11 protein-coding genes and 3 pseudogenes are annotated in these 12,349 nt (G+C 56.6%); 8 read left to right on the top strand and 6 right to left on the bottom strand.

Annotation, left to right across the window (positions count from 1 at the left end; genetic code table 11):
- Nucleotides 1-102: 102 nt before the first annotated feature.
- Nucleotides 103-2,034: a primary-amine oxidase gene (locus G6L01_RS24830; protein ID WP_070166032.1), complete on the top strand. Its 1,932-nt coding sequence runs from the start codon at nt 103-105 to the stop codon at nt 2,032-2,034.
- Between the two features lie 46 nt (nt 2,035-2,080).
- A complete protein-coding gene (locus tag G6L01_RS24825) occupies nt 2,081-2,803 on the top strand; it encodes a sulfite exporter TauE/SafE family protein (RefSeq protein ID WP_070166029.1) in 723 nt (240 codons plus the stop codon).
- Between the two features lie 160 nt (nt 2,804-2,963).
- Here the strand turns inward: G6L01_RS24825 and G6L01_RS24820 are convergent.
- A pseudogene (locus G6L01_RS24820) lies at nt 2,964-4,506 on the bottom strand (hypothetical protein).
- Between the two features lie 263 nt (nt 4,507-4,769).
- Between G6L01_RS24820 and G6L01_RS24815 the strand changes: the two are divergent.
- Together G6L01_RS24815 and G6L01_RS24810 are read left to right on the top strand one after the other, a co-directional pair.
- Nucleotides 4,770-5,081, top strand: a complete 312-nt coding sequence (locus tag G6L01_RS24815) for a helix-turn-helix domain-containing protein (protein WP_070166027.1) — start codon at nt 4,770-4,772, stop codon at nt 5,079-5,081.
- On the top strand, nt 5,074-6,327 hold the full coding sequence (locus tag G6L01_RS24810) for a type II toxin-antitoxin system HipA family toxin (RefSeq protein WP_070166025.1): 1,254 nt from the start codon (nt 5,074-5,076) through the stop codon (nt 6,325-6,327). Before G6L01_RS24815 ends, G6L01_RS24810 begins: the two co-directional genes overlap by 8 nt.
- 211 nt (nt 6,328-6,538) lie before the next feature.
- Here G6L01_RS24810 and G6L01_RS24805 read toward each other — a convergent pair whose 3' ends face one another.
- Together G6L01_RS24805 and G6L01_RS28205 are read right to left on the bottom strand one after the other, a co-directional pair.
- The gene (locus G6L01_RS24805; RefSeq protein WP_070166023.1) at nt 6,539-7,630 is read right to left on the bottom strand and encodes a hypothetical protein; all 1,092 of its coding nucleotides are present in this window, start codon (nt 7,628-7,630) and stop codon (nt 6,539-6,541) included.
- A gap of 18 nt (nt 7,631-7,648) precedes the next feature.
- Nucleotides 7,649-8,098 (bottom strand): SDR family oxidoreductase, encoded by a 450-nt coding sequence (locus G6L01_RS28205; protein ID WP_081344126.1) that lies wholly within the window; start codon nt 8,096-8,098, stop codon nt 7,649-7,651.
- A gap of 66 nt (nt 8,099-8,164) precedes the next feature.
- Between G6L01_RS28205 and G6L01_RS24800 the strand changes: the two are divergent.
- Nucleotides 8,165-8,569, top strand: a pseudogene (locus G6L01_RS24800) (sugar O-acetyltransferase); the annotation flags it as partial.
- A gap of 268 nt (nt 8,570-8,837) precedes the next feature.
- On the opposite strand, the gene G6L01_RS24795 reads toward G6L01_RS24800, so the two are convergent.
- Both G6L01_RS24795 and G6L01_RS24790 read right to left on the bottom strand, forming a co-directional pair.
- The gene (locus G6L01_RS24795; RefSeq protein ID WP_070166021.1) at nt 8,838-9,077 is read right to left on the bottom strand and encodes a hypothetical protein; all 240 of its coding nucleotides are present in this window, start codon (nt 9,075-9,077) and stop codon (nt 8,838-8,840) included.
- Nucleotides 9,078-9,326, bottom strand: a complete 249-nt coding sequence (locus tag G6L01_RS24790; RefSeq protein WP_234614358.1) for a hypothetical protein — start codon at nt 9,324-9,326, stop codon at nt 9,078-9,080.
- A gap of 232 nt (nt 9,327-9,558) precedes the next feature.
- Here G6L01_RS24790 and G6L01_RS28200 point away from each other — a divergent pair.
- A pseudogene (locus tag G6L01_RS28200) lies at nt 9,559-9,670 on the top strand (integrase); the annotation flags it as partial.
- Nucleotides 9,671-9,846: 176 nt separating this feature from the next.
- On the opposite strand, the gene G6L01_RS24785 reads toward G6L01_RS28200, so the two are convergent.
- Nucleotides 9,847-10,527, bottom strand: a complete 681-nt coding sequence (locus G6L01_RS24785; RefSeq protein ID WP_420359842.1) for a GntR family transcriptional regulator — start codon at nt 10,525-10,527, stop codon at nt 9,847-9,849.
- Nucleotides 10,528-10,690: 163 nt separating this feature from the next.
- Between G6L01_RS24785 and G6L01_RS24780 the strand changes: the two genes are divergently transcribed.
- A complete protein-coding gene (locus tag G6L01_RS24780; protein ID WP_420359840.1) occupies nt 10,691-11,593 on the top strand; it encodes a substrate-binding periplasmic protein in 903 nt (300 codons plus the stop codon).
- Between the two features lie 9 nt (nt 11,594-11,602).
- Nucleotides 11,603-12,346, top strand: coding sequence for an amino acid ABC transporter permease (locus G6L01_RS24775; RefSeq protein WP_070166017.1), 744 nt, complete (start codon nt 11,603-11,605; stop codon nt 12,344-12,346).
- Nucleotides 12,347-12,349 lie beyond the last annotated feature (3 nt).

Here is a 12,349-nt window from a genome sequence, read left to right as displayed (position 1 = left end):
AGACTTGCTGCGGCCCTTCGATAAAACCGCGACGGCGGCTCACAACCGCCGTGCTTCTTCACTTTCCGGCTGCAAAAGCCGAACAGACTAAGGAAGACTACCATGGACACCTGCTGTGTTTCCGCTGCACCCCGTCAGATCCCGCTGAGCGTCACCCATCCCTTGCAGCCCCTGACCCCGGACGAAATCCGCGCGGTGGCAACGATCGTGCGCAAGGATCCGCCTTATGGCGATGACACCCGCTTTGAAACGATCGAACTGATAGAGCCGGACAAGGCGACTGTTCGGGCGTTTTCGTCCGGCGCGCTGATCGCCCGCAAGGCACGGGTAAACGTTTTCAGCGCCGCCGCCGTCACCGTCACCAGTCTCGTGGTTTGCCTCGATACGCAAACCATCCTCACCCGCAAGGATTTCCCCGGCAAGCGTCCGATGATCCAGCTCGAACAGTTCCTATCCATCGAAGGTATCGTACGGGCCGATCCGGAGTTCATAGCGGCCTGCGCAAAGCGCGGCATCACCGACATGGAGACGGTGTGCGTTGATCCATGGTCGGCCGGAAACTTCGGTGTGCCCGGCGAGGAGGGTCGCCATCTCTGCCACATTTTCTGCTGGCTGCGGCTGCGCGAGAATGAGAACTTCTACGCCCATCCGATCGAGGGGCTGAATGCGGTGATCGACCTTATCACCGGCAAGGTTATCCGGGTCGACGACTATGGCGTGGTGCCCGTTCCGATGCAGGAAGTGAACTATGAAAGTCAGTTCATAGAAACCTTTCAGCCAACGGCCAAGCCGATCGACGTGGTGCAGCAAGAAGGCGTGAACTTCGTTTTCGATGGGCACCGCCTCACTTGGCGCAACTGGTCGCTGGTCGTCGGCTTCAATGCGCGCGAGGCGCTCACCCTTCACGACATCCGCTTCGACGGGCGACCGATCGTTAACCGCGCCTCGATCGTTGAGATGACAGTGCCGTATGGCAGCCCGGACAACGGCCATTTCCGCAAGAATGTCTTCGATATCGGCGAATACGGCATCGGCAAGCTCGCCAATTCCCTGAAGCTCGGCTGCGATTGCCTGGGCGTCATCAAGTATCTCGACGTGCACCTCAACACCATGGACGGCGATCCCTGGACGATTGAGAAGGCGATCTGCATTCACGAGGAAGATTCCGGGCTTTTGTGGAAGCATATGGATTTCCGGACAGAACGCTCCGAAATCCGCCGGGGCGCCAAGCTCGTCGTCTCAACGATCTGCACCGTCGGCAATTATGAATACGGCCTGTACTGGTATCTTTTTCTCGACGGGACGATCGAACACGAGGTCAAGGCAACCGGGATCATCAACACCGCCGCCTGCATCCCCGGCCAGCCGCCGAAATATGGACGCGAAGTGGCACCTGGTGTCGTCGGTCATATCCACCAGCATATCCTATGCGCCCGCCTGGACATGGCGGTGGACGGCGATGCCAACAGCGTCGTGGAATGCAACACCTATGCCGAGCCGCTTGGTCCCGCCAACCCCTATGGCAATGCATTCTTCGAGGAGCAAACCGTTCTTGCCCGGGAGAGCGAGGCAGCACGCCGCGCCGATCCGGCATCGCACCGCTACTGGAAGGTCATTAACCCGAACAAGACGAACTATACCGGCGCTCCCGTTGGCTACAAGCTCGAGGCGAACCATTGCGTCACCCCGTTCGTTCATCCCGATTCGCCATCCGGAAAACGCGCTGCGTTCGTTCAAAATCATGTCTGGGTCACGGCCTTCGATCCGGAAGAGAGATTCCCGGCGGGCGACTTCGTCAACCATTCCGATGGAGCCAGCGGGCTTATAGAATTCGTCGCCAAGAATCGGCCGATCGAGAACACCGATATCGTGCTCTGGCATGTCTTTGGCCTGCATCACCCCGTGCGTGTCGAGGATTTTCCGGTGCAGCCCTGCGTGTTCACCGGCTTTAAGCTGATGCCGAGCGGCTTCTTCGACCGCAATCCGGCTATCAACCTGCCACCGGTGGTCAACACGGCCAGCTGCGCCGCATGAGCATATCCGTCATGCACTGCACGTTGGCGAACAGGAAGAGGCAGAAATGATGCCGGATCTCCCAATGCTTGCGGGCACCGTTGCCGCTGGCTTCCTGATGGGCCTTGCCGGCAGCCTGCACTGCGCGGGCCAATGCGGCGGCATCGCCTCGTCGCTGCTGATCGCGACGGGTCAAGGTCGTTCCGGGCGGCAAAGAGCGCAGGCTTTGCTGGCCACCCAGCTCGGCCGCACGGTGACCTACACGATCGCTGGCTGTGTCGTCGGCATTGCCGGCGACGCATTGGGGCAGCTTTTTGATCTCGCCGGTCTACAGCCTGTACTGCGGGCCCTGGGCGCAGCCATGCTACTGTGGGTGGGGTTTTCGCTAATTGGCGTGGTCCCAGGTCCTCAGCTCATCGACCGTCGCGTGATCGCCGCCTCGACGTTTTTGCTTGGCGGTCGTCAGGGACCCGTCCATTTCGGGACGCCCTCAGCGTTGCTGCTCGGAATGGCATGGGGTATTGCGCCCTGCGCCATGGTCTACAACGCCTTGATGACTGCCATGCTCAGCGGCACGGGTGCAACGGGCGCTTTGTTCATGATGAGCTTCGGCTTGGCGACCGTTCCGGCGGTGGCTCTGACAGCTGCCGGCGCCGCCCAAATCGCTGTGATGGGGGCAACGCTGCCCAAGGCTGCGCTGCGCAAAGTCGTCGGTATCGCCATAGTCGCCTTGGGCTTTGGCAGTATCGTAATGCCTGCTGCATCCCTGACGGCGCTTTGCCTAAGCTAGTTAGTTATGAGACGGCCGCCGGAAGGTGGCGAATACAAATCCGGCTATAGATCGAATGCCACGATTCCGTCACATACCTTCTGTGGGTTCAGATCCCTTCAAGGCGGAGACGACCATGGCAGTGTCATGGGCGATGTGGACCAGCTGTTCATCCGAATGGCTATGCAGCTTCCCAAACCTGATTGAGGATTTTCGCCGCAAGCGCGGCCTTATCTTGCGGTAGGAAGCGGCCGTAGTGCTGCGAACGACATCCGGTGTGTCCTGGATGGCATACGCCTGCTCGTAAGAACCGGTCTGTTTGAGGATATGCGTTGCCAAAATATCCCGAAGATTATGCGGCCCGTGCGGCAGTAACCCCTTGATGGCGCCGCGGCCGGTATAGGGATTGTAGATGCCATAGCGTTGGATCACGGTTTGCCAGGCTTCATAGAATTTGGCGGAATCGTATGCCGCGTCCAGACTGATTGTTTTGACCGTCCTAACGAACAAGGTGCCGGGAATCCTTCGCCGGACAGAGCAGCACACCGCGCCCTTTGACAATGCCGGTGGGTGAAGCGGCGAGCGCCCCGAACATCAGCCCGAAATGCTCGACCTTCTGCGATGCCGTTTCCTCGTACCATACCCCGTTGCGTTGAAACCCAATCGCCGTCAGCGTCGATGTCTTGAAGCGGATCAGATCGACCATCTCCATAGCCAGCCGTGGCGGTGCATCGACGACACCTGACAGGAGATCAGGATCTTCAAAGGTTTCCGTATTTTAGCTCGTGCTGTCTGGATTGATTTGCGATCGGGGCGACAGGGCTCTGCCGCCATAGGTGACGCCTGGAAACCGAATTGCATAGCGCTGTTTAATCGCCGCCGCCTGGTAGCGGCGATAGTCAGTCGAGCCCGAGATGATGAACCTGCGCACCCATTCGATGATTTCCTCTCGCTTAGAGAACGGCAGGCTGCTGAAATCGCCTGGAAGATGCCATGCAAGACGCCGACGTTCCGCAGCGCTGATGTCACCCATATCATGGTCGTAGAGGGAGCGGGATTGGTGCGGCAAGTTCGCCTTGAAATAGCCTTGCACCAGTCGATAACGCTGCTCGATGCGGGATAGGATCTCGAAGCTTGTCATCGAACGTCTCGCCCAGGCGAATGACGACGCGGTAGAGTTGCCAGTAGCTCTCGCCGAACCGGCGCACGTGATAGAAGAGTGCATCCTGGAAACTTGCCGGATCATCGGTCGCCTCAAACAATGGCTTAGGAAATGGACTGATTGGTTTCGGCGGTGGCCCTCGGGGTACGGGCGGTAATTGTGCAGGGGGCTTTTCGGAGAGGATCTGTCGCGGTCTGGAACACGCCGCAGTTTTAGCCTTGCGCTGAACGGTATTGCGCGATTTCGTGCGTGTTTTCGTCGACTGTATGTCCTCGCCGGCAGGCGGTTCTCCGGGCCAGCGGATAATCGCGTCCAGCCCCGGACGGAGCGCCTTCTTCCAATCGGCCGTCAATTGGTTTTCGATCCCGCAAGACTGACCGATTGCTGTCCAGTCCATACGACCATTGGCGATCGGTGGTAACTGGCGATGGATGACGAGACCGATGAGAAAGGTCCTAATGCTTTGCGGCATTCGCTTTGAGGCGATTGGCGCAATGCGTACCTCGCAGAAATCCGAGATGTTTCGTTGAAAGTGATGAGATGAAAGATCGTGTTTTGCCATGCTCTTATTCCGTTTTCTCGGCACCAGTGCCGAGCGCGGGCGGGTAGGAGCGGACATTTAAAAGAAGCGTGTATTGCGGGTGGGCTTCCAGTTTCGGTGCGCAGATTGCCTAACGTCCTATCAGTAGAGGAAACAAAATTGATCTGTAAGAAGATCTTTTAGTGTCATATGATCTCTATTCGTGGCATTTAGTTTGACATGCGTAGATACCGTGAGATACGTAAACATATCATAGTGAGAAATATGAAACATTAAGGTATCAAATGAAGTGGGATTCGGAGGCTCTTCAGGACATAGGGCGGCTGCTCAAGACGTCGCGCAAGACTTTGGGCCTAACCCAGGAGCAGGTTGCGGATATGGCGGGTATGTCGCGTCCGCGGTACCGCGAGATTGAGGCTGGAGCCAGCGCTGCCCGTACGACCACACTGATCAACATTGGTCGTGCGCTTGGTCTGGAACTGATGCTCATCCCGCAGGCTATGGTCCCGGCGGTTGAAGCTTTGCTGCAGCCAGGTGGCGCCGAAGATGATCTTCCTGCTTTCGTCGCCAGCCCCGATGGTGAAGGCAATGTCTAATACGCATCTTGATCCAAGATCCATAACCTCACTTGACGTGCTGCTAAATGACCTGAAGGTAGGCATGATCGTGAGGACGCCGGGAGACTTCAACGCGTTCAGCTTTGAGGAGAGCTATCGTCAGACGGGTGGTTTCCCAGTGCTCAGTCTGTCATTTCGCGCGGCACATGGGGGTTTGCGGAAGGACCCGAAGCCTGTCGCAAGGGCTTTGCCATCGTTCTTTGCGAACCTTCTTCCAGAGGATAAACTGCGCGAGGCGATGGAGAAGCACCATTCAGGTAGCGTGCGAGCAGGAAATGATTTCGATTTGCTTGCAGCACTCGGGTCGGATCTGCCGGGGGCTGTCCGAATTGTGCCGAGCGAAGGGGCCGTTGCTCATAGTGAGGGTTTGACAGCCTCCAGGTCAAAGGCCCGGTTTTCACTTGCCGGTGTGCAGATGAAACTTTCCGTCATCAAAAACACAGGCAAGGGCGGCGGTCTGACGATCCCCTTAGGCGACGAGCAGGGTTCATATATCGCCAAGTTTCCGTCGACATCATTTCCCGGTGTTTCTGAAAATGAATTTGCCAATCTCGCATTGGCCGAAGCGATTGGTATGGACGTGCCGGAACGAGAGCTCGTGGAACAATCGCAATTCGAGGGTATCCCGGCGGAGTTTGAGACGCTGTCTGACGGAAAAGTCCTCCTCGTCAAACGTTTCGATCGGGTTGCCGGTGGTGAGCGCGTCCACATCGAAGATTTCGCTCAGGTATTCGGCGTCTATCCGTCTCGAAAATATGAGGGTGCCGCCTATCATGATATAGCCGCCGCTCTTGGGGTCGCCGTTTCTTCAGCGGCAGCCCTAGAGTTCGTCCGACGACTGGCTTTGGCTGCGCTGACAGGAAACGGCGACATGCACCTCAAGAATTGGTCGCTGATTTATCATGGGAAGGGCGACAAGCCGGCACTCGCCCCAGTCTATGATGTGCTCTCGACTGTCCCTTACATTCCGTCGGACGCCATGGCATTGTCGCTGGCCGGTGAAAGGCCGTTCAAGGCAATGAACGCCCAGCGATGGAACGTCTTCGCTCATCGTGCGCGACTGCCGGAAGCTGCGGTGCTGAAGGCTGTTACGGAGACGGTCGAGCGCGTCAACCAGTCTTGGTGGTCTCTGCCTGAACGAGCTGTCCTCCCCAATAAAGTATTGGAACGGATTGACGCCCACATAAAGTTGATGTCGCCGATCCTCGGCACGTGGGCGGATTAGCAATTGGTGTTTTGCGTAACTCGTTAGCAGTTTCGTGGCCCACAAGTGCCGATCGAGTCGCTGGTTCGAATCCCTTCACCCGCTCCACTTAGGCACTTCAAGAACACAAATGTTGTTGGCTGGTGTACCGGAAAATGAAAAAGTGGCGCAACTTCAGTTACAGCTTAAAAGTTTACAAGTCCCAACGTTTTGATCAGCTGAATCTCCGGCATCATTTCCAGCTCGTGTGATCTGCTGCGGCACATCCGAACGGTGCTCTGTCCTGACCAAAGCGTTTATTCAGCTGGTCGCAGCCCCAGCGGTTTAGTGGTGCAGGCATCATATTGTTGATGTCCATTCCGGGAGACTGAAATTGTGTTGGCGATGTCGTCACATACCAGAGCCAAAAGCCGAACATGCCGACAATAAGCAGCAGCAATGTCACGAAGAAAATTTGAAGGCCTTTCCAGGCCGACATCGTCTTTTTCTGCGCTTGGATAACTGGCGTGCCTTCAATACTGGCGTGATTCACGAAGGGGGCCAGTGCCGCTGTTCGCTCGTCGTCGGTCAATGCAACACGCTGGAGCCGATCATCCAGAAGCACTGGCAGGGCCGTATTGCCGTGCCGGACAGCCAGTCCTAAAAGGTTGCCATTGGCTTCGCCGACGATCAGTGGCTCGGCACCCTGTGCCATCCGTGTATAGGCGGATCGTCCGGTTTTATCGGAGGCGACCTTGTCGTTGTAGGTAACGGAAAGAATATTGCTTTTGCGGTCGAAGGCGGTAATTTCCACCGGCACGGGCTGGAGCAAAGCCGGTCGGCGCAGCTGGCTCTTAACCCGCAAAATGCGCAGAGCCAGAAAAATCATGCCGATGCCCAAGCCGCCCAGTGCAAGGGTGAAGATTGCGAGCGTTATGATGCGGTTCCAGAGCTTGTCGAGGCCAAGGCTTATCGTCGCCAGTTCTGGATGATCTGCCGAAATGACCAGTGCGGTTTCATAGTCTCCCACATGAAAATCGACGAACATGACTTCGACCTTCGTGTCGTAGCTCTGGCCGTTGACGTTATAGACAAGCCGAGCCTTGCAGTCGGTGAGGATCGCCTTTCGCGTCGTGCATTGACCATCCTGGATATCGCCGTCGTCCACCACCACTGGGTTCTGGCTGATGAGGAAATCGCGATAGACGCCTGGTCCCTCCCAGAAAAGGAGAAAGGTCGCGAGCGCGAGGATAATGGGAGGAGACCAGAAGTAAGCGCGAGGGATCGAGATAGCATCGGATGCCAGCGAGAACGGACGGTTGGGGAGATGAAGCGTCGGCGTCAATTTCGTGGTCTTTCTATTTCAAACATTAACAGTAACGACAGGTCGGATCAGGACAAGTGGAGCACAGCATCGCATGGCTGAGCCCACCATAGACAGGCATGGCGGTGCCTGTAACATACTTGCCTCGTCACTGGCCAGAAAGGTAACCACCTCACCAAACTCTTGTGGTTCCCATATCGTCTTATCGGGGTTTCTTTCTGGTTTTGGGCGGTGATGACGCTTGCGTCCACCGCACGACCAGCAGCATCCAAGGCGTCCAGTCGTGGTGCGCGGGGTCGCAAAGCGTCCAGGCATCACGACATTGACTGTCACGCCATCCTCCGCGACCTCGGTTGCCAGCGTTTTTGCCCAACCGGCCAGCGCTGACCTCAATGCGTTGGACGTGGCCAAACCAGGGATTGGCTCGAGTGGAACACCATATCGGATTACATCAACTGTAAAGATTGTGATCGCAGGGTGGTTATTCACTTTCCATCAAGACCAGCAGGAAATGAGTTTGGGTCGATCAGTTGAAGTTGGCGGCTCTTTTAGAACCTCAATGCGCTGTTTGCCGCCCCTGGGGAAGCCTTTATCGAGGCAGCGTTTCATTGCGCATACGGTATGAATATTTCACTTGGAAGCGGCGTGTACCTCAATTCTGGCTGCGTCATTCTCGATTCCGCATCGGTTTCTATCGGCGACGGCACGATGCTCGGCCCAGCCGTCCAAATCTACTGCCCCGAACATCATCGCGACATGATGCTACGAAAGGCGGGCCTTGAACGCGCGCGGCCAGTCACCATCGGCAAAGATGTATGGATCGGTGGCGGGGCCGTTATACTCGGCGGGGTGACTGTCGGGGATGGCGCGATCATTGGCGCAGGAGCCGTGGTTACTCGCAGCGTTGCGGCGGGAGCGACGGTCGTTGGCAATCCGGCACGGCCAGTCAGACAGAGTTGATTTCAGACCATTACATTTTCGTCACTCGCGTTGTCATCGAGTCTTACAATCACTGGGCTTTAAAACGTTTTGACGGTCCGGTGGCTAAATGAAAAGGGGTTCACATCGGCAGACGATTCGATTCCTATCTAAGCGAAGGTGCGTATTGCTGCGGCAACTTTGCGCCTTCGAACCGGACATGAAAGCTGCATTGTCCAAATTCCAAAAGCTGACATTGTTTATGATGCATCCGAATCCCTCCCGACCCGTCAGTCCCGCCAATTGTGCGCTATGGCGCGCTATCCTGCGCGATGCTATGCAAATACGGCCGATAGCCCACACATTGTCGCAAGCCCGTCCATGTCGAAGCCAGGCAAAGTGTCTCGTCGGTAAAACGCGGCTCATCACCTGGATTGCCGCGCGTGACCCAGTCGCGCTTTGCTCGTAGATAATCGGTCAATTCGGCCAGCTCGGCTACCTTCTGCACGAGTTTGGCGAGCTGGTCATCCATGATCTCGATTTCACGCACCTATGAAAGGCCGTCTTTGCGTTCGAACGCCGCAATGTGGGCCTCGTATTCTGCAATGACACTGGCCTCGGCCTCCTCATCATTCAGCTCGCCGCGATCGAACTGCGTCAGCCATAGCTGGATGAGGTTGGCCGAAACGCCGTAGGTGCGCTGCGCGTCCCGCCGTCCGATAACACGATCTCGGATATCCTGGCAGAGCTGCAACTTGAACGGCGTCGAATGCCGTCGATATGGACCTCGGGACTTCATGAGCCTTCTCCGGTTGAGGCCCGCAGAGTGTATCAGTTTTTCCAGGTCTCGTGGTCCAGCCCGAGGGGTTCAACTTAAAACCGCCTCAGTTCCGCGCGGAAACCAACAGGATCAACAGTCCGAGCCGATTGACAATTTCCGGTTCTTAGACGATTTCCCAAAGCGGGTGTCATACAGCGTCTTCAGTTTGCCCAGTGTAGCGCTCCGCGTCGTTAGTACGTTCAGGATACACAACCTTAGAGCGATCCAGATCCTGCTTGGCCATACCAAGATTGAAAACACGGTCAGGTATCTTGGCGTTGGATATATAGGATGCACTGGGGTTGGTCGAGCGGACTGAGATCTTAAGGGGAGCGGCCTTGCACGTTTTAGGGCCGCGCCCTTTTGCTCAGAGAGCCTCTCTCAAGACTCGATCAGCTTTGCGCCTCCATGTTGGTCGTCCGCACCAGGTGGTCGCGTCAGCGTTGGACAGAAGCATACGCAGCGCTCTAAAGTTTGCCCCGTCTTCGCCTTGGATCGATCAGATGACCTTCCTGACCTCCCGCTCGAAGCTCATCACATGATCCATGGCAATCTTCTCAGCTAGGTCCGCATCGCCAGCACATACGGCCTGAAGCATCAGGAATTGATCATGAAGAACGTCCTCGAGGCGTGGAACAAGGACAGGGAAGCGCTTCATGAAGACGTACAGGATCCTTAAGGACAGGTTGTGATAGTGATCGAGCGTATTGAGTAAATACGAGTTCTTGGCTGTTCTGTAGATAAATCGGTGAATTTTTCGGTCCAGCGCCAGAATGTCCTCTAGGGCCATGGGGCCGGACGCTTGCTGAAGTTCCTCCATCAATTTGGTGGCTTCCTGTCGCTCGAATTCGCGCAATCTCTCTGCTGCCAAGCGCGTGGCCCAGGATTCAATCCGCGCGCGTGCCTCATAGATGGCCGTTAGATCGTGAATGTCGATCGTACTTACAAATGTGCCTCGACGGGCACTGATGACGACAAACCCGTCATGTTGAAGACGCTGAATTGCTTCGCGTACGGGCGTTCGACCAACGTCGAGGCGTTTCATCAGCTCCGATTCTCGCAGAAGCGTTCCCGGAGCAAGCTCTGATGTAATGATGTCGTCGCGTAGCCTCAGATAGGTCCGCTCAGCGAGCGTGGGCTCCGCTTCTTCGTAGTCGGTCTCGAATCCCAACGTGTTCATCATCCACTCATCTTTCGTCACTTCGCCTTGGTTCACACCGCCCGAAAAGGCGGCCATCGAATCTTCTTGACTCCGTCTTCTATGTGCATATTGTCGATATATCAGCAATATATAAGAACAGAGAGGGTGTATCATGAATTCTGCTGAAATACTGAAAAGCTTGATGTCGAAGGGCAGGATGGTGTTCGCCGGACTGCCGATCGGGGTTGTGGCGCTGGGACTGATCGTACCCGCAACAGCCGACGCAGCCGACGTGGAAACGCTCAAGCCTGGTATCCTGGTTGTCACGGTGCAGCCTTACATGCCTTACACGGCATTGAAGGACGACAAGCTCGTCGGCCTTGACAGTGACATCTTGGCGGCGGTTGCCGAAAAGCTAGGGCTCAAGCTCGAAGTCAACGTCACGGACTTCCCAGGCATGCTGGCGTCTGTCCAGAACCAGCGTGCCGATATCACCATTGGCGGCATCGCTTGGTCTGAGGCACGTCAGAAGGTCGGCCTGTTCACGGACCCGCCATACTATTCTCCGCCGGCCATGGCCGTTGGCGGAGAGAAAACCTTTTCCGATGTGAAAAGCCTCGAGGGCAAGAATCTGGGAACGGTAACGGGCTATGTCTGGGCAAAGTCGATCGCCCAGGTTCCCAATGCCACACCGCGCACCTTCCCAGGCGCCGATAGCGTGTTTCAGGACCTGGCCACCGGACGTCTCGATGTCGGCTTCCTCGATCCTCTCCTGATCTCCTACCAGCAACAGCAGCGGCCCGATATGAAGGTGCGGATCGAATACATGACGCCACTGACCAAGGAGGAGATAGCGGCTCACCCCGATTACAAATATTTCCAATCCTACATGACGGGCTTCTATCTTCCCAAGCAGGCACCCAAGCTTGAAAAGGCAATCTCTGTGCAAATCGACGCCATGTACAAGGATGGATCGCTCGCGGCCCTCATCACCAAATGGGGTGGCGATCCAAAGCAGTTCCTGGTGCCGTCGCCTGAGATGGCGGCGGCGCGGCGCGGTATAGACCGGCCGGCAGACTGGACCCCTCCATCGGTCGCAAAGTGAGAGCGGGCTATGACGGCGTTCTCCTCATTGGCCGACGTGTTTCAGGTGTCCTGGAGCGACTATGGCGCAAACATTGCCGGGGGTCTGTTGAAGACCCTCGGCTACACGATAGCAAGCTTTATCGGCGCATCGCTGCTTGGGCTTGCTCTTGCCTTGATGCGATTGCATCGCTCGCGGCTGCTGGGGATACCTGCTGCATTCTACACGGAAATCTTCAAGAACATCCCGCTGCTTGCCATCATCTTTCTCACCTATTTCGGTCTGCCATCCGCCGGGATCAGGCTGGAAGTGTTCGAGGCGGGGGTCTTGAGCCTTGTGTTGTTTTACGCGGCCTATCTGTCCGAGATTTTTCGTGCGGCGATCTCGGGGGTCCATCGAGGGCAGCAGGAAGCCTCTGAAGCCCTGGGGCTTGGACGGGTAAAGATCTTCATCCATGTGGTTTTGCCGCAGGCCGTGCGCCTCGCACTTCCCGGCACCAACACCATGTTTGTCGATTTGATCAAATCGACCTCCTTGCTGGTGACGATCTCTGCTGCCGAACTGATGACGCAGGCGCAATTGATCGCTTCGGAGACCTTCCGTGCGCTCGAGGTCTATCTTGTCATTTCAGCCGTCTATTTCGCGATCTGCTACCCGGTCTCGCAATGCCTGCTTCTTCTGGAGCGCAAGATCCATGCAGGCGTTCCACTCTCGCTGGCCAGACGCCGACGCCTCACGTTGGCCAAGTCCTTTTTGACCGAAGGGAGGGTGTGAAGC

Origin of the sequence: Agrobacterium vitis (assembly GCF_013337045.2) — a bacterium.
Taxonomy (GTDB): domain Bacteria; phylum Pseudomonadota; class Alphaproteobacteria; order Rhizobiales; family Rhizobiaceae; genus Allorhizobium; species Allorhizobium vitis_B.
Note: the sequence above shows the minus strand (reverse complement) of the source record. Positions and strands in the feature narration are given on the sequence as shown.